This is a genomic window from Curtobacterium aurantiacum (assembly GCF_018598555.1).
Lineage (GTDB): Bacteria > Actinomycetota > Actinomycetes > Actinomycetales > Microbacteriaceae > Curtobacterium > Curtobacterium aurantiacum.
Map to the genome: position 1 here is coordinate 50,982 of NZ_JAHEWN010000016.1, position 20,214 is coordinate 71,195.

The following is a 20,214-nucleotide window of genomic DNA, read 5'->3' on the forward strand; positions in this document are numbered from 1 at the left end:
GACCAGGCTCCGCCTGGTTGTGTGGACGCACAGGTTCGCGGCACCACACGTCAAGGAGGACGGATGGCAATCGACCGGAGGACGTTCATGCTCGGGGGAGCCGGGGTGCTGCTGCTCGCCGGCTGCTCCACCCGACCCGAGCGCACACGGGTCGAGGACTGGCCCACCGAACCGCCCGAGGGCGAGGCGACGATCAGCTGGTGGGCCGGCCAGGTGGCCTCGAAGGACGGCGGTGACCTGCGCCGCCGACTCATCGCGGAGTTCCAGAAGGAGCACCCGAACATCCGCGTCCGGATCGTCAGCGCACCGAGCGACACCGACACGAACCGCACCAGCCTGACGACCCAGATCGCCGCGGGCAGCAGCACGCCGGACGTGTACCTCGGTGACGTCGCCTGGCCCGGGCAGTTCGCGAAGAACAAGCTCGCCACCCCGGTCAACCAGCTCGTCGGCGAGGACTTCTTCGACCAGTTCCCGGAGGGCCTGCGGCTGGCGGCGAGCGTCGACGGGACCTACTACATGTTCCCGCTCTACATCGACGAGTCGTTCTTCCTGTACCGGAAGGACCTGCTCGCGAAGCACTCCCTGCAGGTGCCGGGGTCGTGGGAAGAGGTGCGCGAGACCGCCGCGAAGCTCGTCGACACCGGTGACGTCTCCTACGGGTTCGCGTTCCAGGGCGACGTGTACGAGGGGCTCACCTGCAACGTCACGGAGTTCGTCGCCGACGCGGGTGGATCGCTGCTCAACGACGACCTGACGAAGCCAGCGACGACGAGCTCCGAGACGAAGCGCGCGTTCGAGTTCATGCGTTCCCTGGTCACGGAGGGCGCGAGTCCGCGGGCCACGCTGACGTACCAGGAGCAGGACACGAACGACGCCTTCTCCGGAGGTCGCGCGGCGTTCCTCCGCAACTGGTCGTACGCGTGGGGGATCGCGAACGGCCCGGACAGCCAGGTCGCCGGCAAGGTCGGGCTCGCCGCCCGGCCGACCTTCGACGGCATGGACGAGCACCACTCGACGATCGGCGGGTGGGGGAACTACATCAACCCGCACACCCAGGAACCCGCGGCGGCACTGACCTTCGCGAGCTGGATGTCGAGCGAGACCGCGCAGCAGTTCCTGACCCGCGAGGGCGGGGTCCTGCCGGCACGCAGCGCCTCGCTCGTGAGCGAGGACGCGAAGCGCCAGAAGCGCCCGACGTACGACACGGCGGCCGGGATCACGCTCGTGCCCCGCCCGACCTCGACCGCGTACTACCCGAAGGTGTCGCAGGGCGTCTACCAGAACGGCAACAGCATCCTCGGCGGACAGGCGTCGGTCGACGGCGGCACGCGCGCGATGGCCTCCGCCATCTCGCTCGCCCTGCAGGGGGCGGCGCTGTGACCGCCGGCACGGCGACACGACCGGCACGGCCTGGAGGCACGGGTCGCGTCGACCCACCACCTCGCCCGACGGGGCGGTCGCGACTCGACCGCATCCGCGCGCGGGGCGCGTGGGGCTTCGCGGCTCCGGCGCTCCTGGTGGTCGCCGCGGTGACGATCTTCCCGGTCGTGTACTCGGTCGTCCTGAGCTTCGCGAACGTCGAGGTCGGGTACGAGGGCTTCACGATCCAGTCGTTCGGGCTCGACAACTACGCCGCCCTGCTGCAGAGCGCCGACTGGTACCGGGCCCTCGGGTTCACCGTGCTCTACACGGTCGTGACGGTGTCGGTCGAGCTCGTGCTCGGCATGCTCGTCGCCCTGGTGCTCGAGCGGCTCGGGGCGACCCGCGGCTGGATGCTCGCGCTCATGCTCATCCCGTGGTCGCTCGTGACCATCGTCAACGCCCAGCTGTGGAAGTACATCTACGACAGCACCTACGGCGTCGCGACGTGGTTCTTCGGGTTGTTCGGGGACGCCCCGGTGATCCTCGGCGAACCGGTGCCCGCTATCACCGGGCTGATGGTCGCGGACATCTGGAAGACGACGCCGTTCGTCGCGATCATCCTGCTCGCCGGACTCGTGCAGATCTCCGAGGACCACTACGAGGCCGCCGAGCTCGACGGTGCGAGCACCTGGCAGACGTTCTGGCGCGTGGTGCTCCCGCAGCTCACCCCGACCCTGACGATCGCGGTGCTGTTCCGCATCCTGCAGGCGTTCGGCGTCTTCGACCTGCCGTTCGTGCTGACGAACGGCGGACCCGGAACCGCCACCCAGTCGCTCGCGATCATGGGCTACAAGGTGCTCTTCCAGGACATCAACATCGGACCGGGCGCGGCGATCGCGACCTCGACCGCGGTCATCGTCGCGGCCGGGTGCCTGCTGTTCCTCCGGGCGTTCCGGAACCAGGCGAAGGGAGGGGACGACTGATGCCCCGTCAACGTGTGCGCAAGGGCTGGCGGAAGTGGGTCAACACCGTCAACGTCAGCGGCGTCGTCATCGCGGTGCTCACGGCGCTGCCGCTCTACTGGCTCGTCACGACGTCGCTCAAGCCGGCGGCCGAGATCGGGCAGTCCCCGCCCACCGTCTGGCCGCGATCGTTCACCTTCGACAACTTCGTGGTGGCCTTCCGCGACAACGCGCTCGGCCAGTACATGGTGAACAGCGTGATCGTGTCGGTGTCGACGACGGTGATCGTGCTCGCGCTGGCGTTCCTCGCCGGCTACGCGCTGGCTGGCCGGTTCATCCGGGGGCGCACGGCGATCATGACCTCGCTGCTCATGCTGTCGGTGTTCCCGGCGATCGCCGTGCTGACGCCGCTGTACCTGCTCGAGCGCAACCTCGGGCTGCTCAACTCGTACCCCGGACTGATCGTGCCGTACGTGGCGTTCAACCTGCCGTTCGCCATCTGGATCATGCGGAACTACCTGCAGGGCATCCCGTCGACGATCGAGGAGGCGTCGGAGATCGACGGTGCCGGGGCGTGGCGGACGGTGCTGTCGGTGATCCTGCCGATGGCCAAACCGGGCCTGTTCACGGTCGGCGTCTTCACCTTCACCGCGTCGTGGAGCGAGTTCCTGATGGCGCTGACGTTCAACAGCGAGAACTCCTTCCGCACGATCCCGGTCGGCATCGCGCTCTTCGGGACGCAGTTCACGGTGCCGTTCGCGCAGATCTTCGCCGCGAGCGTCGCTGCGACGGTGCCGATCGTGATCCTGGTCCTGGTGTTCCGACGCTCGATCGTGTCCGGTCTGACCTCCGGCGCCGTCAAGGGGTGACGTGTGTCCGGCATGCGGAGATAGGTAGAGAACTTACCTAGCTGCGCATGCTGGACATTCGTCCGAGCGCCGCGCTGACCGCCCGTAACCTGCCGTCAGGGGCCCGGAGCGCCGAGGTCGACGGCTGCGACGATGCGGTCGATGATCCGCACGAACCTGGCCCGTTCCCGTTCCGAGAAGGAGGCCATCAGGTCGTGCAGGTGCTTGTTCGTGCCGTCCATCGCGCGCGCGTAGTCGCGGCGGGCAGCATCGGTCAGCTCGATGTACCGGCTCCGGCCGTCGTCGGGGTTCGGGACGCGACTCAGGTGACCGCTCTGCTCGAGCCGGTCCACCATGCCGGTCACCGCCGGCCCGGTGAGCCCCAGGTGCTTCGACAGGTCCTTCACGCGGACCGTCCGTCCGGCTTCCTCGGCGCGCGAGACGAACTGCAGCAGGGTCAGGTCGCCGCCGGAGACGCCGAGCTGGTCCCGCAGACGCCCGCGCAGCTCGGACACCGCGCCCTCGAGCCGGGTCAGCGCCGCGTTGAGATCGACATCGCTCACGACAACGCCCTCTCTGCACGGGTCTCGTCCGGGTCACGATACGCCGCAGTCACCGGCCCAGCGTATCCACATAACGCGAGTCGTCGTACCGAGGTCATCCACATGACGCGATCGGTCCGCCGTGGTTGAGCCGATCGAGTTCCCGCAGCGCACGGCGCGGGCGAACGAGCCGGTGCGGTTCGAGGTCTCCGGCGGCGACCCCGACTCGGCCGCGCGCGACCTCGCCGCCGTCCACGGGGCCGAGCGGTGGTCCGTGCGCCGGATCGACGACGACTTCTCCTACCGGTACACGGCCGTGGGTGACTCCGAGGTGAGCATCCGGCGGTCCCAGCTCCGGGGTGCTGTCCGCGGATCCGTGCCCGCCGGCAGCGACTACGTCGTCACGTGGATCACGAGCGGGACGGCCCAGCTGGACTCGGGCCGCGTCCGCATGGAGCTGCAGCGCGACGTCCCCGTGCTCCTGCCGCCCGAGGACGACTTCGTGTTCGCGGCCGAGGACCACGACCAGCGGCTGGTGCACTTCGGCCGTGACTACGTGCACCGGGTCGCGTTCGAGCACCTCGAGGTCGATGCCGGTCCGCTCCGGTTCGACCCGACCCGTGCACCGGAGCCGGACACCGCGGAGCGCTGGCAGGCTGCGCTCGTCGCGCTGTCCCGCGCGCTCCGCGCCGAGGGGTCCGACTCCGACGCCTGGCACGAGGCCAAGCGGTCGGCAGCCACCGCCTTCCTCGACACCTTCCCGCCCCTCGCCGACGACCTGCCGGCGGTGCTCGGGCTGCCCCGGAACGCCCGGTTGCGTGCCGCGGTCGAGTACATCAACGCGCACGCCGCCGAGCCGGTCACGGTCCAGGAGCTGTCCGAGGTCGCCGGGCTGAGCGTGCGGTCGGTGCAGGAGTCGTTCCGTCGTGTCTTCGACGTGTCCCCGCTGACCTACCTGCGCGAGGTCCGGCTCGACCGTGTGCGCAGCGAGCTGCTCGAGCTCGACCCGCAGGCCGGGGTCGTCGGTGACGTCGCCCGTCGGTGGGGGTTCGCCCACCTCGGCCGGTTCTCGGCCGCCTACGCCGCCCGCTTCGGCGAGTACCCGAAGCAGACGCTGCGCCGCTGACGGCGGTGCACGGGGCCCGGTGCTCGGTCAGCGGCCGGGTGCCGGCCGCTGGGCCGGGCCGGTGCTGGCCCGCACCCGCAGGGTCGTGGGGAGCCGGACGTGGTCCGTCGTCGGCTCACCGCGGAGCATGGTGAGGAGCATCTGCACGGCGTGTGACCCGAGCTCGGCGAGCGGCTGCGACACCGTGGTGAGCGGTGGGGTCGTCGTCGAGGCCTGTGGGACGTCGTCGAAGCCCACGACGGACAGGTCCTCGGGCACGCGGAGCCCGACCTCGGCCGCGGCGCGGAGCACACCGATCGCCGACGAGTCGTTCGCCGCGAACACGGCGGTGGGGCGGTCATCGAGGGTCAGGAGCTCCCGGGCGACGGCCGCGGACTGGTCCTCCTGGTAGCCGCCGTCGCGCAGCAGGCACTCGTCGACGGGGATGCCCGCGGCCGTCAGCGCCGAGCGGTACCCGGCCGCCCGCAGCTGGGCGGACGCCAGATCGGCTCGGCCCTGCAGGTGCGCGATGCGGGTGTGCCCGAGCGCGAGCAGGTGTTCGACGGCCTGCACGGCGCCGGCCTCGTTGTCGGCGTCGACGGTGGCGTGGCCCTCTGGCCCGGTGTGCGGGTCGATCGCCACGACGGGGATCGACGAGCTCGAGAGAGCGGTGGTCGGCGTGACCACGATCGCACCGTCGATCAGGGTGCCGGACAGGCGGGACAGCGATCGGCGTTCCCAGCCGGGGCGGTCGGCCCCGGTCATGAGCCCGGCGTAGGCGAGCAGCTCGTACCCGGTGCCGGTGGCCGCCCGCGAGATGCCCCGGAGCAGCTCGGTCGAGAACGGTTCGAACTCGGGCACCAGGATGCCGACGACCCCGGTCCGTGAACTGCGCAGACTCCGGGCGACCAGGGAGGTCTCGTACCCGAGGTCCTCGACGACCTGTTGCACGCGGAGCATAGTGGCGGGGGCGACCCCGTCGCGCTGGTTGATCACCTTGGACACGGTGGGTATCGACACCCCGGCGACCCGTGCCACGTCGCCGATCGTCACCCGGCCGGCACCGGGACGCGTGCCGAGAGCCGAGTCCATCTGCACACCGTACCGCTGCGGGTCGCCGCAATCGGTAAAGAAAACGTTATCGATATCGATTGACATCGGCGCGGAGCACCAGGCATGCTCTCCGCAGCGGCAGTCGATGTCGCTGCATGTCAACGACGACACTTCAGGAGTTCCACGATGACGAGGAAGATCCGTGCCGCGGCAGCCATCGCGCTGATCGGGGCCACAGCACTGGTGGCCAGTGGGTGCTCGGCGGGCAGCGATGCCTCCGAGGACGGCGGGGAGGTCACGATGACCTTCTGGCACAACTCGACCACCGGACCGGGCAAGGCCTACTGGGCCTCGACGGTCAAGGCGTTCGAGGAGAAGTACCCGAACGTCACCATCAAGACCCAGGCGATCCAGAACGAGGACCTGGACGGCAAGCTCCAGACCGCCCTCAACTCCGGCGATGCCCCCGACGTGTTCCTGCAGCGCGGCGGCGGCAAGATGGACGCGATGATCGCTGCCGGGCAGCTCATGGACATCTCCGACTCCATCAGCGCCGACGCGAAGAAGTCCATCAGCGCGGGCACGTTCGCCGGGTACGAGAAGGACGGCAAGACCTACGCCATGCCGGGCGCGGTGCTCCCCGAGGGCATCTGGTACTCAAAGGACCTGTTCGAGGAAGCCGGCATCGAGGGCACGCCCACCACGATGGACGAGCTGAACGACGCGGTCGACAAGCTCAAGGCCAAGGACATCGACCCGGTCGCCGTCGGCGCGAAGGACGCCTGGCCGGCCGCGCACTGGTACTACAACTTCGCGCTCCGCGAGTGCAGCCAGAAGACGCTCGAGGACACGGCGAAGTCGCTGGAGTTCGACGACGCCTGCTGGACCAAGGCCGGCGAGCAGCTCGAGGACTTCAACGCGACCGAGCCGTTCAACAACGGCTTCCTGACCACCGCCGCACAGCAGGGCGCCGGCAGTTCCGCCGGTCTCCTCGCCAACCACAAGGCGGCCATGGAGCTCATGGGCGCGTGGGACCCGGGCGTGATCGCGTCGCTGACGCCGGACGCCAAGCCGCTGCCCGACCTCGGCTGGTTCCCGTTCCCCGCGATCGACGGTGGCAAGGGTGACCCGAAGTCGATGATGGGTGGTGTCGACGGCAACTCCTGCTCGGCCCAGGCCCCGAAGAAGGCGTGCACCGACTTCCTGAACTTCATCGTGCAGAAGGACAACCAGGAGGGCTACTACAAGGCCTTCAACGCCATCCCGGTCAACAAGGACGCCCAGTCCGTCGTCGACTCGGACTACCTGAAGTCGGCGCTGGCCGCCTACCAGGAGGCCCCGTTCGTCTCGCAGTACCTCGACACCCTGTACGGCCAGAACGTCGGCAACGCGCTGAACACCAGCGTCGTCGACCTGCTCGCCGGCAAGGGCAGCGCGAAGGACATCGTCGAGACCACCAACCAGGCTGCGGCCAAGGGCTGAGCATGACCCTCGACACCTCGCTCGGTACGACTCCGGCCACCGGGTCGGACACGGCCGCGGGGACGTCCCCGGCGGGGAGCGGTTCGCCGCTCCCCGCCGGTCGGCGGACCAAGCGCCGCATCGCGGACTGGCGGAAGCGCGTCGAGATCGCGGTCCTCGCCGGACCCGCGGTCATCGTCTTCGTCACGTTCGTGATCCTGCCCGTGGCGCTCGCCGCCTACTACGGGTTCTTCAAGTGGCAGGGCTACGGCCCGCCCACCGACTTCGTCGGGCTGCAGAACTACCTGATCATCTTCCAGGACAAGGCGTTCCACGCGGTCCTGATGCACAACGGCTTCATCGTCGTGCTCTCCCTGGTGCTGCAGGGGCCGATCGCCATCGTGCTCGCGCTGCTGCTCAACCAGAAGATGCACGGCCGTGGGCTCGTCCGCGTGCTCGTCTTCGTGCCGTACGTCATCTCCGAGGTCATCGTCGGCACCGGGTGGAGCCTGATGCTCCAGTCGAACGGAGCCGTGAACGACCTGTTCCAGAGCATCGGCCTGGGCGGGCTCCGTGCGGACTGGCTGTCGAACCCCGACATCGCCATCTGGACGCTGCTCGTGATCATCTCGTGGAAGTACATCGGCTTCGCGGTGATCCTGTTCCTCGCCGGCCTGCAGAGCATCCCCGAGGAGCTGTTCGAGGCCGCCGCGATCGACGGCGCCGGCTACTGGCAGATCCAGCGGCGCATCACCCTGCCGCTGCTCGGTCCGACCATCCGCATCTGGGCGTTCCTGTCGATCATCGGCTCGCTGCAGCTGTTCGACCTCGTCTACATCATCTGGGGCCAGTACATCGCGTCGACCGCGGGCACCTCGACGATGGCGACGTACATGGTCGCCAACGGCCGCACCTCGGGCAACTTCGGCTTCGGCAGCGCCGTCGCGGTCGTGATGTTCGTGATCTCGCTCGTGGTGGCCCTGATCTACCAGCGCTTCGTGCTCCGTCGCGACACCGCCGGTGCACTCACCGAGAGGAAGAACTGATGGCCACCACGAGCATCGTCGCCCCCGGGCGGCGGGCCATGCGGGATCGTCGGTCCAGTGCCGCGATCGGACGTGCCAACCCGCTGACCTACGTCGTCGCGATCCTGTTCGTCGCCGCGAACCTGGCGCCCGTGCTCTACATCGTGCTGGGCGGCTTCCGGACGAACTCGCAGATCACCACGAGCCCGGCCGGGCTGCCGGCGCCGTTCGAGTTCGGCAACTACGGGTCCGTGCTGTCGAGCGGCATCTTCTGGCAGCAGCTCGGCAACTCCACGATCAGCGCCGTCACGACCACCCTCGGGGTCGTCGTGCTCGGGCTGATGGTGAGCTTCGTGCTCGCCCGCTACCGGTTCGCCGGCCGCGGGGCGCTCTACGCCCTGTTCGCCGCGGGGCTGATGTTCCCGATCACCGTCGCGATCACCCCGCTGTACCTGCTCGTCAAGGACCTCGGACTGACGAACAGCCTGGCCGGCGTGATCCTGCCGCAGATCGCGTTCGCCCTGCCCACCACCGTGATCATCCTCGTGCCGTTCCTGCGGGCGATCCCGGACGAGCTCGAGGAGGCGGCGTCCATCGACGGTGCCAGCCGCCTCGGGTTCTTCTTCCGGATGGTCGTGCCGCTGTCGCTGCCCGGCGTCGTCACGGTCGGCATCCTGGCGTTCATCGCCAGCTGGAACAGCTACATCCTGCCGCTGTTCATCCTCAACAACGAGGCCGCGTACACCCTGCCGCTCGGGGTCCAGTCGTTCTCGTCGCAGTACTCCGTCGACACCGCCAAGGTGCTCGCGTTCACCTCGATGTCGATGATCCCGGCGCTCGTGTTCTTCACGATCTTCCAGCGCCGCATCGTCGGTGGCCTGACCGGGGCGGTGAAGGGGTGACCGCGACCGACGCGACGCGGACCGCCGGACGGGACCCGCGCCTCCAGGCCGACAGCGCGACGGACGCGACGGCCGCGACGGACGCAACCGCGACGGACGCGACCGCGAGCGCGACCGCGAGCGCGACCGCGACCACGACGGACGCGACCACGGCCCCGGCAGGCCCCCGCGCCGACGCCCTCCTCGCCGAGATGACCCTCGACGAGAAGGTCGCCCAGCTCGTCGGCTACTGGCTCGACCAGAACGGCGTCGTCGCCCCCATGCAGGGCGAGATGGCGGCCGTGCAGCAGGGCAGCTCCCTGGCGGACATCACCCGCGACGGCATCGGCCAGTTCACCCGCGTCTACGGCACCCGCCCCGTCGAACCCGACGAGCGTGCCGCCTGGCTCTGGGCCGAACAGCGCCGCCTGCAGCGTGAGACCCGGCTCGGGATCCCGGCGCTCGTCCACGAGGAGTGCCTCACCGGCCTCGCCGCGTGGAAGGCCGCGACGTTCCCGACGCCGCTGGCGTGGGGTGCGTCGTTCGACACCGAGCTCGTCGAGCAGGTCGGCGCCGCGATCGGCGCCTCGATGCGCGAGCTCGGCGTGCACCAGGGCCTCGCGCCGGTGCTCGACGTCATCCGCGATCCCCGCTGGGGCCGGGTCGACGAGTGCATCGCCGAGGACCCGTACCTGGTCGGCACCGTCGGTACCGCGTACGTGCGGGGCCTGCAGTCCGCCGGGGTCGACGCGACGCTGAAGCACTTCCTCGGCTACTCGGCCTCGCAGGCGGGGCGGAACCACGCCCCGGTGCACGCCGGAGCCCGCGAGGTCGCCGACGTCTACCTGCCGCCGTTCGAGATGGCGCTCCGCGACGGCGGCGCCCGGAGCGTCATGAACTCGTACGCCGAGATCGACGGCGTGCCCGTCGCGGCGAGCGGCGAGCTGCTCACCGACCTGCTCCGCGACCGGCTCGGCTTCGACGGCACCGTCGTCGCGGACTACTTCTCGGTGGCGTTCCTCGAGGTCATGCACGGCATCGCCGCCGACCGTGGCGAGGCCGCGGCGCTGGCGCTCGAGGCCGGCATCGACGTCGAGCTGCCGACGGGCGACGCGTACCTCGCGCCGCTCGTCGAGCGGGTCCGCACCGGGCAGGTGGACGAGGCCCTCGTCGACCGCGCCGTGCTCCGGGTGCTCCAGCAGAAGGAGCGGCTCGGTCTGCTCGAGCCGGACGCGTTCGCCGAGGACGCCCCCACCGGGATCGACCTCGACACCCCGCTGCACCAGGCGCTCGCGAAGGAGCTGGCGGCGAAGTCGCTCGTGCTGCTGGCCAACGACGGCGTCACCGCCGCCGACGGCACCACCCCCGTCCTCCCGCTCGCCCCAGAGGCCTCGGTCGCCGTCATCGGCCCGAACGCCGACCGCGCCGAGGCACTGCAGGGCTGCTACTCGTTCGCGAACCACGTGCTCGCCTCGCACCCGGACCTGCCGCTCGGCTTCGCGATCCCGACCGTCCGCGAAGCCGTCACCCAGGCCCTCGGCACGGCGGCGGTCCGATTCGCCGCCGGCTGCGCCGTCACGGGCGACGACCGAGCCGGCTTCGCCGACGCCGTGGCCGTGGCATCCGCCTCGGACGTCGCGGTGGTCGTCGTCGGCGACCAGGCCGGACTGTTCGGACGCGGCACCGTCGGCGAGGGCAACGACACCGAGTCCCTCGACCTGCCCGGCGTGCAGCGCGAGCTGGTCGAGGCGGTCGTCGCGACCGGCACGCCCACCGTGATGGTGCTGCTCACCGGACGGCCCTACGCGATCGGGTGGGCGCTCGACGGCGACCAGCCGCGTCCGGCAGCGGTCGTGCAGGCGTTCTTCCCCGGTGAGGGCGGCGGGCTGGCGATCGCCGACCTGCTCACCGGCGCGGCCGCGCCCTCCGGCCGGCTGCCGCTGTCCCTGCCCCGGTCGGCCGGCGCGCAGCCGTTCACCTACCTGCACCCCCGGCTCGGCGGTCCGTCCGACGTCACCGCCGCGGACTCGACGCCGGTTCGACCGTTCGGCTTCGGCCTCGGCTACACCGACTTCGCGTACGAGGAGCTCGCCGTCGACCAGGAGGTCCGCTCCGACGGGGTCTTCACCGCGTCGGTCACGGTCCGCAACACCGGGTCCCGTGACGGCGAGGACGTCGTGCAGCTCTACGGGCACGACGTGCACGGCAGCGTCACCCGGCCGGAGGTCCAGCTCCTCGGGTACGCGCGGGTCGCGCTCGTCGCGGGGGAGTCCACCCGGGTGCGCTTCCGTGTCCCGGTGCAGCGCTTCGCGTTCACGGACCGCCGGATGCGCAAGGTGGTCGAGCCCGGCGACGTGCAGGTCTGGGTCGCGTCCCACGCAGCGGCGTCACGGCCGGGAGGCCCGGTGGCAGCGGGTGGGATCGTCGCCTCGGGCGACGGGCCGGTCCGACACCCCGTGCCCGGCACCGCCACGGAGCGCGCCACCGTCGCGGTCACGGGCGCCGTGCACGCGGTCACGCCGGACGACCCCCGCCTCGTGGAGTGGTCGCTCGTCTGAACACACGGGTGGTGTCGGCCCTGCCGACACCACCCGTCACTATGCTGAGCGCGTGGGGAGACACGCAGCGTTGCCACCCGCCTCCGGGCGTCCGCCGGTCCGGCGCGCCCCGGGGCCGATGCTCCCGCCGCCGCTGCCCCCGACTCGTCCCGCCGCGGTCGCCGCACCCGTCCGGACCGTTCCGTCCGTCCGGCGTCGCGCAGCAGCCACCCTGGCCTTCACCGCCCCGATGGTGCTGCTCGCCACGCAGCTGACCCTGCCGGCCTTCGCGGACCTCGACGCCGTGGCCGTCCCCGGCGTCGCGGCACCGGCGGCCGACCCGCAGGAGTTCGCGGTCGCATCGGTCACCACGCCCGTCGTCGACCGTGACGACTTCGCCGTCGAGGCCCCGACGCCGAAGCCCCGACGCGCTGCCCAGCAGTCCCTCGCCGAGGCCGCGATCGGTGCCCCTGCAGTCACGGCGGCGACCCCGGGCAGCGCCCAGGCCATCGCGGCCCAGATGGTGGCCGCGCGCGGATGGGGTGCGGGCGAGTACGGCTGCCTGGTGTCCCTGTGGAACAAGGAGTCGGGCTGGCGCACGACCGCCGCGAACCCGAACGGCGCCTACGGCATCCCGCAGGCGTACCCGGGGTCCAAGATGGCCTCGGCCGGTGCCGACTGGCAGACGAACCCGGCGACGCAGATCACCTGGGGTCTCGACTACATCGGTGGCCGGTACGGCACGCCGTGTGGCGCGTGGGGGCAGAGTCAGGCCACCGGCGCCTACTGAGCCGGTTCAGCCGATCGGGTCGATCGGGTCGGACAGGTCGAGTGACCAGACGGCGACGCCGGTCAGGCCGAGCCGCTCCGCCAGGGCGACGCGGTCGCGCAGCGAGCGTGCGTCCGACCACCAGAGCACCTCACCGCTCGGCAGGGTCGCGGTCCACTCGCCGACCGTCGCGTTCCACTCCGGGGTCACGCCGGCCTTCCGGACCCGCAGTCGGGCCTGGGCGTCGGAGAGCTGTCCGGCCGGGCGCGTGCCCTTCCAATGGTACCCGTAGCCGGCGACGCCGAGCACGATCTGGTCGGCGGGGGCGAGGGTCGCGAGGGCGCGGGCGGCCTTCGACGACCACGCAAGTGATCCGACCGGGCCAGGAGCGTCCGGCTCCCAGGGGCCGTGCTGGTCGTAGGCCATGAGCGTCAGGTGGTCGAGCGGCGCACGGAGGGCACGGATGTCGTACCCGAGGTCGGCGTACCCGGCAGCCGTGGTCGACGCGGTCAGGGCGATGTCCAACCGGACGTCGTCGCCGACGGCCGCCCGCAGCTCGCGCGCGAACGCGGTGAGCCCACGGCGGTCGGCCGCGGTCAGCGCCTCGAGGTCGATCATGATCGAGTCCCACCCGCCGGTCCGGACGGCGGTGGCGAGGGAGCGGACGACCCGGGCGCGGTTGGCCGACGACGTCAGGAGCTTCCGCGCGATCGGCTCGCTGAAGTCGCCGTCGGCCTCGGAGTAGTTGCTCACGAGCAGTTGCGCGGTGAGCCCGTTGGCGTGTGCCCGGTTGCGCTGGGCCTTGGCGGCACGCGACGGCGCCGTGACCTTCGTGCCCGCGCGGTTCAGCAGCAGCCCGTCGACGCCGACGACGTCCATCGCCGGGGCGTTCGCGTCCACCAGGGCCGGGTCGGCGTTCTCCGGCTGGAACCCGGTGACGTCGAACCAGTCGGCGGCCGGTGTCGTCGCCCCACCGCCGACCGCCGACCCGCTCGCCGGTGCGGGCGTCGCACAGCCGGTGAGTGCGAGGCCGGCGGTCAGTGCGGCGGCGAGCAGCGCGGTGCGGCGCCGGCGAGGGGTGGTGGTCACAGCGGCGGTCGTCCTGTCGTTCGGGCCCCGGTCAGGAGGCGCTGATGATGGTGGTCGGTCGTGCGGGTGGTGCTCCGGCGACGTCGTCGGCGGACACCGGCTCCCCGGCGTCCGACGGCTCGGGCGACAGGACGAGTCCGGAGCCGCTCGCCGCACTGGCGTAGAGCTCGTCCAACCAGGAGCGGTTGACGCTGGGCGACTTGCCACCGGCGAACTTGAAGTGCAGTCCACAGTACGGGTGGATCCAGATGCTGCTTCGCCCACCCCCGACGGCGGGGTCGTCCTTCCACGAGAACACGAAGCTCTCCCCGCGTCGGATCAGGTTGACGATCACGATCTGCAGGTGCGTCAGCGCGCGGTCGTCGAGACGGAGTTCGAGGGGCTGGGAGTCGTAGATGAGCTGTCCCATGGGGCTGCCTTCCGGTGGGGGGCCACGCGCGGCGGCGTCGAGCGGGGTCTCCCCATCCTGCCTCCGATCCCGCGCCGTCGACGCTTTTCGTACAACCGGCGACGTGATCAGTCCCGCTCGGGCAACCTGGGTGGCACGCTGCTCGGTGCGGACCACGGCGGCAGTTCGGCCGCCGGGTAGCCGCCCTGCTCGTCCGGAGCCCGCAGCATCGGGTTGACGGCGCGCAACCGGATGCCGGCCGTCTCGGCGGTCACGCCCCGCACAGCGCTGGCGAGCAGGAACGCCACGACGTCCGCCGTGCTGCCGTCGGGGTCGTAGCCGTGCCAGGGGTCTTCGTCGCCGTGGGCGCGACGGAGGGCACTGGCGAAGGTTGCGTCGGCGTCCTGGACGTCGATCTCGCAGTCGAGGACGATGCGGAACCGGGTGCCGTCACCGGGCGGACCCGCGAGGTCCGTCGTGCCGCGGGGGTCCGGGTCGCCAGGGTCGAACGACCGGAGTGCCGTGGACGGGGCGGTTCCGAACGCGGCCCGGTACTCGGCCGCCATCCGGCCGGCGTTGCTGAAGTGCCAGTGCTTGGCGACCTCTGCGATCGTCCGGCGGTCCGACGGTGTCATCGCCAGCAGGTCGCGGCGGACCCCCTCGAGCCGCACCCCGCGCAGGTACGACGCGGGTGAGGTCTGGAGCTCCCGCCGGAACGCGCTCTGCAGGCCGCGGGTCGACAGGTGTGCCGCGGCGGCGATGTCCGGTACGGAGATCGCGTCGCGGGCGTGGGCGTGCACGAACCGCAGCGCCTCGTGCACGGTGCGGGACAGCCGTGCTCCGCCGTGCTCGGGACCACTTGCCGTGGTCGGTGCCTGGTCCATACGTGGAGGGTACGAGTCGATCGGGTGGATCGGCCTCCGACGCCACGACGCCGCCGTTATCCGGGGTGCGCGGATGTGGATCGCACCCGTTCGGGGGCCATTGTGGACCCCGGCGAGGGCGCTTATCGTCCAAGAGGTACTCAAACTGTCCCCCTCCGAACAGGGTCGGAGGCACGGGGACAGATCGGAGGATCTGATGAGTGGTTACGAGCGTGCACCGGGGGTCGCCCCGGTCCACATCACCTCCTACCGGGCTCGGGCACGCGCTGCCCGACGCGGGTGGATCGTGCAGTCCGAGGACGACGTCGACCGCGAGCGGTTCACCTTCGCGGACCTCCGCGCCCGGCGAGGATCGGGCCAGTGAGCAGCGACACCGTCCCGCGGGTCGCCGTCGGCCACGCGCCCCGGACGGCCGAGCGGTGCGGCCGGACCCCCGCGGACGCCGTCCGGACGGTGCGTGCCGTGTACGACGGTCGCGACGTGCGGTTCGCACCCACCGACCGGTTCGCGTTCCGGCACCGGACGGTGCGCCACCACAACGTCGCGCTGCTGTCGTCGGCGGTGTCGACGGCCGCCGCCGCCTCGTTCACGCCGGACGGCACGCCGGTGCTGGCCTGGTCGACCGCGGGCTGCCTCCGGGTCGACGACGACGCGCCGACCCGGCCCGGCGTCCCGGTGCTCCTGCCGACGGACCGACCGTTCACGCTGGTCGTGCCGGCGGGGACCGTCCAGGTGCTGCGGGTCGACCGCGGCTTCCTCGACGCCGTGAACGGGGTCGTGTTCGACCACCGCTTCGCCGGCCGACTGCGATCCCGCCCAGCGGATGCCGAGGTCCCACAGCTGCTCGCTCGCATCGACACCGTCGCCGTCAACGCGCTGCACCCGGACCGCAACCCGGGTGGTCACCTGTCGGCGCAGGTGCTGCTGGCCGAGGCGGTCCTGCGGGCCTTCGGCGGACCCGTCGCGGAGCAGGACGCGCCACAGGTGTCCCGGACCGCGAACACCGTGCACCTGGCACAGGCGTGGCTCGCGGAGCACTGCGACCGACCGCTCCAGCTGGCGGACGTCTGCGGGGCGGTCGGGGTCAGCTCCCGCACACTGCAGGAGAACTTCGTGCAGCACCTCGGGGTGAGCCCGATGACGTACCTGCTGCTGGTCCGGCTCGACCGCGTCCGGATCGCGCTCCAGCTCGCCGACTGCACGCAGACGACGGTGGCCGAGGTCGCGCACCGGTGGGGGTTCCGTCACATGGGGCGCTTCTCGAGCACGTACTTCCAGCGCTTCGACGAGTACCCGAAGAAGACGCTGCACACGAGTACCTGAGGCGACGCATGCGCACCCGACAACAGCGACTGATCGGGCTGGCGGAGCGGGTCCTGCTCCACCAGCCCGACGTGGTGCCGGACAGCATCCTGTTCGAGTGGGGCGACCACCGCGGTGACTGGGAGCAGACCCTCACCGTGCACTACGACGTCGGTGACGGCAGCACCGGCACCCACCACCGGCACCACTACTTCATCTGATCCGCTCCGGCAGCTGCGCCGCCAGGAACGCGGCCTGGCGCTCCCAGTGCCGGAAGCCGCCGCCCTCGTGCCCGTTGTACGGGTACACGACGATCTCGCGGTCGGTGGACCCGAGGGCGTTGAACGCGGCGAAGGTCGTGCGGGGCGGAACGACGTCGTCCATCAGCGCGACCGAGAACAGGGCCGGGGCGGTGATGCCGGCGGCGTGGTTCACCCCGTCCAGGTACGCGGCGGTCTCCCACACGCGGTCGGCCGCGTCGCGGTGGACGGCGAGGTACTGCGCGAGCTCCAGGTACGGACCGCCGACCGCGACGTCGGTGCCGTTCCGCCAGTCGGCCAGGAACGCCACGTCGGGCAGCACCGCGGCGACCGGTCCGACGTGTGCCTCGACCAGGGCCGCCGCGGCGATCGTGATGCCGCCGCCCTGGCTGCCACCGGTCAGGGCGATGCGCTCGGGGTCGACCCCGGGCAGCCTCCGCACCGCCTCGACGAGTCGCACGGCGTCGGTGTAGACGCGGCGGTAGTAGTGGTCGGCGGGCGAGCCGATGCCGCTCGTCATCCAGCCGCTGGCGTGCGGTGCGGAGCCGTGCGGGTCCGGGGTGTCGCCGCCGGCCCACCCGGAGCCCTGGCCGCGGGTGTCCATCACCACGTGCACGTACCCGGCGAGGGCCCAGTGCACGCGCTCGCCCGGACGACCACGGCCACCGCCGTACCCGAGGAACTCGACGACGACCGGCAGTGCGGCGGGGTCGTCGGACACCGGACGGTTGACCCACGCGCGCACCGGGTCCCCGGCGAACCCGGGGAACGTCAGGTCTTCGACGACGAGACCGGTCACCGGGGTCTCGGCGGGCACGAGGGTCACCTCGACCCCCTCGCCCGCGGTCCGGGCGGCGGCGATCGTGTCCGCCCAGAAGGCGTCGAAGTCGGCGGGACGACGGACGTCCGAGCGGTGGGCGCGGAGCGCGTCGAGGGGCAGGTCGGTCAGTGGCATGGGGGTCCTCCGGGGACGATGATGCCCCCGGCACCCTGGTGGAGGGCGCCGGGGGCGAGGGGTGTCGAACTCGGTGCGTCGGTCAGCGCGCCGCGGCGCGGTACTGCTCGAGCACCTCGGGGTGGGGGTCGGACGGCACGGTGGTCGTCGCGGTGTCCCACGTCGGCAGGGCACCGGTGAGCGCCCACGCGGCCTGCTTCGCGGCACCAGCGGCGACGTACTCACCGGGCTCCGGCACCAGGACGTCTCGGCCGAACACCTGTGCGGCGACGGTGCGCACCGCCGGGTTCCGCGCAGCGCCGCCGATGAGCAGCAGCCGCTCGACGGTCACCCCGGTGTCCTGCACCGCGGCCAGTCCGTCGGCGAGGGCGCAGAGCATCCCCTCGACGGCCGCCCGGGCCAGGTGCGCCCGGTCGGTGGTCGCCGGCGTCATGCCGAGCAGCGATGCGGTCGCGTCCGGCCGGTTGGGCGTGCGCTCGCCGACGAAGTACGGCACCAGGACGAGGCCGTCGGCCCCGGCCGGCGCCTGCAGCGCCAGCTCACCGAGTGCGTCGTGGTCGACGCCGAGCAGGCGGCCGATCACCTCGAGCACGCGGGCCGCGTTGAGCGTCGTGACGATCGGGAGGCGCGACCCGGTCCCGTCGGCGAAGCCCGCCACGGTCCCGCTCGGGTCACGCACCTCGGCGTCGCTGACCCCGAAGACCGTGCCGCTGGTGCCGAGGGACACCGCGACGTCGCCCGGGCCGAGACCCAGGCCGAGCGCTGCCCCGGCGTTGTCACCGAGTCCGGCACCCACGACGAGGCCGGACCGTGCGACCGCGCCGCCGGGCAGCCCCACGTCGGTGGACAGGGCGCCCATCGCCTCGTCGGGAGCGACCACGCGGGGCACGACCACGGCGTCGTCGTCACCCATCGACGCCGGTCGCATCGGCCGCCCGAGCGCGAGCTCGAACAGCTCCGGGTCGTACTCGCGGCGCACCGGGTCCCAGTACGCCGTGCCGCTGGCGTCGGACGCGTCGGTCGCCAGCGCGTCGAGGTCGGGGCCGAGCGGGCTCTCGCCCGCCGGGCCGTGGCCGCGGAGCCGCCACGACAGCCAGTCGTGGGGGAGCGCCACGGCCGCGACGCGCGCCGCGTTCTCGGGTTCCGCGTCGCGGAGCCACCGCAGCTTGGTACCGGTGAACGAGGCCACCGGGACCAGACCCGTCCGGGCGACCCACGCCTCCCGGCCGAGCTCGTCGACCATCTGCGCGGCCGCGTCCGCACTGCGCACGTCGTTCCACAGCAGCGCGTCGCGGACCACGCGACCGTCCGCGTCGAGCGCGACCATGCCGTGCTGCTGCCCGGCGATCGCGACGGCACCGACGTCGTCGAGGCCGCCGGCGTCCGCGATCGCGGCACCGAGGGCGTCCCACCAGTGGCGGGGGTCGACGGACGTGCCGTCCGGGTGGGACGCGCGTCCCTCCCGGACGACCGCACCGGTCGCCGCGTCACGGATGGTGACCTTGCAGGACTGGGTCGACGAGTCGACCCCCGCGACGAGCTGCCCGCTCGCGCTCAATTCCGCGCGCCCATGAGGTGCTCCATCGCGAGCTGCTGCAGGCGGACGAAGCCGAAGCCCTTGCCGCCGAAGTAGGCGTCGGCGTCGAAGTCCTCGTAGGCCGAGCGGTCGGCGAGGAACGTGTCGTACGACTCGCCGTCGTTGAGCGTCGGCGTCGACAGCTCGCCGACCTTGGAGGCCTCGAGCGCCGCCTGCACCTCGGGGTCGGCGCGGAACGCCTGCGCACGCTCCTTCAGGAGCAGGTACATGCGCATGTTGGCCGACGCGGAGTCCCAGACGCCGGTGATGTCCTCGGTGCGGCTCGGCTTGTAGTCGAAGTGGCGCGGGCCGTCGTACGCCGGGCCGCCCTGCGGGGCGCCGTGCTCGAGCAGGTCGACGAGCGAGAACGCGTTCTGCAGGTCGCCGTGGCCGAACACCAGGTCCTGGTCGTACTTGATGCCGCGCTGACCGTTGAGGTCGATGTGGAAGAGCTTGCCCTGGTAGAGGGCCTGGGCGATGCCGGCCGTGAAGTTCAGGCCCGCCATCTGCTCGTGGCCGACCTCGGGGTTGATGCCGAACAGCTCCGGGCGCTCGAGCGTCTCGGTGAAGGCGATCGCGTGGCCGAGGGTCGGCAGGAGGATGTCGCCACGGGGCTCGTTCGGCTTCGGCTCGATGGCGAACCGGATGCCGTAGCCCTTGTCGGTGACGTACTGCGCGAGCAGGTTGACGGCCTCGCGGTACCGCTCGAGCGCGGCCTGCACGTCCTTCGCGCTGTCGTACTCGGAACCCTCGCGGCCGCCCCACATCACGAACGTCGACGCGCCGAGCTCGGCGGCGAGGTCGATGTTGCGCAGGACCTTGCGGAGCGCGAAGCGGCGCACCTGCCGGTCGTTCGAGGTGAAGCCGCCGTCCTTGAACACGGGGGCGGAGAACAGGTTCGTCGTGACCATCGGCACGACGAGCCCGGTGGACTCGAGCGCGCCCTTGAGGCGGTCGATCTGGGTCTGGCGTTCGGCGTCGGTCGAACCGAACGCGAACAGGTCGTCGTCGTGGAAGGTCAGGCCGTAGGCCCCGAGCTCATCGAGCTTCTCGACCGCCTCGACCACGTCGAGGGCGGGTCGGGTCGGCCCGCCGAAGGGGTCGGAGCCGTTGTAACCGATGGTCCAGAGACCGAAGGAGAACTTGTCTGCACGGGTGGGCGTCGTTGCCATGGTGGTCACCGTTCGTCGTCGAAACAAAATGTTGCCGCGC

At 71.6% G+C, this 20,214-nt stretch carries 20 protein-coding genes; 12 read left to right on the forward strand and 8 right to left on the reverse strand.

Annotated features, from left to right (window positions below; all coding sequences use genetic code 11):
* Positions 1–63: 63 nt before the first annotated feature.
* From KK087_RS13720 to KK087_RS13730, 3 genes are read left to right on the forward strand one after another with little or no spacing between them, the layout of a single operon-like run.
* Positions 64–1,383 carry an ABC transporter substrate-binding protein gene (locus tag KK087_RS13720; RefSeq protein ID WP_214529099.1) on the forward strand — a complete coding sequence of 440 codons (1,320 nt, stop codon included), beginning with the start codon at positions 64–66 and terminating at the stop codon, positions 1,381–1,383.
* Positions 1,380–2,348: a carbohydrate ABC transporter permease gene (locus KK087_RS17955; protein ID WP_214529098.1), complete on the forward strand. Its 969-nt coding sequence runs from the start codon at positions 1,380–1,382 to the stop codon at positions 2,346–2,348. Before KK087_RS13720 ends, KK087_RS17955 begins: the two co-directional genes overlap by 4 nt.
* Positions 2,348–3,196, forward strand: coding sequence for a carbohydrate ABC transporter permease (locus KK087_RS13730; protein WP_250892880.1), 849 nt, complete (start codon positions 2,348–2,350; stop codon positions 3,194–3,196). Before KK087_RS17955 ends, KK087_RS13730 begins: the two co-directional genes overlap by 1 nt.
* Before the next feature lie 95 nt (positions 3,197–3,291).
* Here the strand turns inward: KK087_RS13730 and KK087_RS13735 are convergent, their stop codons facing one another.
* Positions 3,292–3,738 (reverse strand): MarR family winged helix-turn-helix transcriptional regulator, encoded by a 447-nt coding sequence (locus KK087_RS13735; RefSeq protein WP_214529097.1) that lies wholly within the window; start codon positions 3,736–3,738, stop codon positions 3,292–3,294.
* Between the two features lie 121 nt (positions 3,739–3,859).
* On the opposite strand from KK087_RS13735, the gene KK087_RS17960 reads away from it, so the two are divergent.
* The gene (locus KK087_RS17960) at positions 3,860–4,843 is read left to right on the forward strand and encodes an AraC family transcriptional regulator (RefSeq protein WP_214566057.1); all 984 of its coding nucleotides are present in this window, start codon (positions 3,860–3,862) and stop codon (positions 4,841–4,843) included.
* 27 nt (positions 4,844–4,870) lie between these two features.
* Here KK087_RS17960 and KK087_RS13745 read toward each other — a convergent pair whose 3' ends face one another.
* Positions 4,871–5,914, reverse strand: coding sequence for a LacI family DNA-binding transcriptional regulator (locus KK087_RS13745; RefSeq protein WP_214529095.1), 1,044 nt, complete (start codon positions 5,912–5,914; stop codon positions 4,871–4,873).
* A gap of 147 nt (positions 5,915–6,061) precedes the next feature.
* Here KK087_RS13745 and KK087_RS13750 point away from each other — a divergent pair, with 147 nt between their 5' ends.
* The 5 genes from KK087_RS13750 to KK087_RS17490 are packed head-to-tail and all read left to right on the forward strand — an operon-like array spanning position 6,062 to position 12,569.
* Positions 6,062–7,357 carry an ABC transporter substrate-binding protein gene (locus KK087_RS13750; protein WP_214566059.1) on the forward strand — a complete coding sequence of 432 codons (1,296 nt, stop codon included), beginning with the start codon at positions 6,062–6,064 and terminating at the stop codon, positions 7,355–7,357.
* Positions 7,358–7,359: 2 nt separating this feature from the next.
* On the forward strand, positions 7,360–8,382 hold the full coding sequence (locus tag KK087_RS13755) for a carbohydrate ABC transporter permease (protein ID WP_071405209.1): 1,023 nt from the start codon (positions 7,360–7,362) through the stop codon (positions 8,380–8,382).
* Positions 8,382–9,263, forward strand: a complete 882-nt coding sequence (locus tag KK087_RS13760) for a carbohydrate ABC transporter permease (protein WP_214529093.1) — start codon at positions 8,382–8,384, stop codon at positions 9,261–9,263. The genes KK087_RS13755 and KK087_RS13760 overlap by 1 nt, the downstream gene beginning before the upstream one ends.
* Positions 9,260–11,800, forward strand: a complete 2,541-nt coding sequence (locus KK087_RS13765; RefSeq protein WP_214566061.1) for a beta-xylosidase/alpha-l-arabinosidase — start codon at positions 9,260–9,262, stop codon at positions 11,798–11,800. The genes KK087_RS13760 and KK087_RS13765 overlap by 4 nt, the downstream gene beginning before the upstream one ends.
* 52 nt (positions 11,801–11,852) lie before the next feature.
* Positions 11,853–12,569 (forward strand): aggregation-promoting factor C-terminal-like domain-containing protein, encoded by a 717-nt coding sequence (locus tag KK087_RS17490; protein ID WP_307860066.1) that lies wholly within the window; start codon positions 11,853–11,855, stop codon positions 12,567–12,569.
* A 6-nt stretch (positions 12,570–12,575) separates the two neighbouring features.
* On the opposite strand, the gene KK087_RS13775 is transcribed toward KK087_RS17490, so the two are convergent.
* From KK087_RS13775 to KK087_RS13785, 3 genes are all read right to left on the reverse strand, one after another.
* Positions 12,576–13,637, reverse strand: a complete 1,062-nt coding sequence (locus KK087_RS13775) for a glycosyl hydrolase family 18 protein (protein WP_214566063.1) — start codon at positions 13,635–13,637, stop codon at positions 12,576–12,578.
* 31 nt (positions 13,638–13,668) lie between these two features.
* A complete protein-coding gene (locus KK087_RS13780) occupies positions 13,669–14,046 on the reverse strand; it encodes a DUF7882 family protein (protein WP_214529088.1) in 378 nt (125 codons plus the stop codon).
* 107 nt (positions 14,047–14,153) lie between these two features.
* Positions 14,154–14,909 carry a helix-turn-helix domain-containing protein gene (locus tag KK087_RS13785; RefSeq protein WP_214566065.1) on the reverse strand — a complete coding sequence of 252 codons (756 nt, stop codon included), beginning with the start codon at positions 14,907–14,909 and terminating at the stop codon, positions 14,154–14,156.
* A gap of 196 nt (positions 14,910–15,105) precedes the next feature.
* Here KK087_RS13785 and KK087_RS13790 point away from each other — a divergent pair, with 196 nt between their 5' ends.
* The 3 genes from KK087_RS13790 to KK087_RS13800 are packed head-to-tail and all read left to right on the forward strand — an operon-like array spanning position 15,106 to position 16,432.
* Positions 15,106–15,273 carry a hypothetical protein gene (locus tag KK087_RS13790; RefSeq protein ID WP_163343324.1) on the forward strand — a complete coding sequence of 56 codons (168 nt, stop codon included), beginning with the start codon at positions 15,106–15,108 and terminating at the stop codon, positions 15,271–15,273.
* Complete coding sequence (locus KK087_RS17965) at positions 15,270–16,232, forward strand: helix-turn-helix transcriptional regulator (protein WP_214566067.1); 963 nt, start codon at positions 15,270–15,272, stop codon at positions 16,230–16,232. Before KK087_RS13790 ends, KK087_RS17965 begins: the two co-directional genes overlap by 4 nt.
* Before the next feature lie 8 nt (positions 16,233–16,240).
* Positions 16,241–16,432 carry a hypothetical protein gene (locus tag KK087_RS13800; RefSeq protein ID WP_214566069.1) on the forward strand — a complete coding sequence of 64 codons (192 nt, stop codon included), beginning with the start codon at positions 16,241–16,243 and terminating at the stop codon, positions 16,430–16,432.
* On the opposite strand, the gene KK087_RS13805 is transcribed toward KK087_RS13800, so the two are convergent.
* From KK087_RS13805 to xylA, 3 genes are all read right to left on the reverse strand, one after another.
* Positions 16,425–17,426 carry an acetylxylan esterase gene (locus KK087_RS13805; protein ID WP_214566071.1) on the reverse strand — a complete coding sequence of 334 codons (1,002 nt, stop codon included), beginning with the start codon at positions 17,424–17,426 and terminating at the stop codon, positions 16,425–16,427. The two genes, KK087_RS13800 and KK087_RS13805, sit on opposite strands and share 8 nt — an antisense overlap.
* Before the next feature lie 82 nt (positions 17,427–17,508).
* Positions 17,509–18,984, reverse strand: a complete 1,476-nt coding sequence (xylB, locus tag KK087_RS13810; protein ID WP_214566073.1) for a xylulokinase — start codon at positions 18,982–18,984, stop codon at positions 17,509–17,511.
* Complete coding sequence (gene xylA / locus KK087_RS13815; protein ID WP_111033642.1) at positions 18,981–20,174, reverse strand: xylose isomerase; 1,194 nt, start codon at positions 20,172–20,174, stop codon at positions 18,981–18,983. Before xylA ends, xylB begins: the two co-directional genes overlap by 4 nt.
* Between the last annotated feature and the right edge of the window lie 40 nt (positions 20,175–20,214).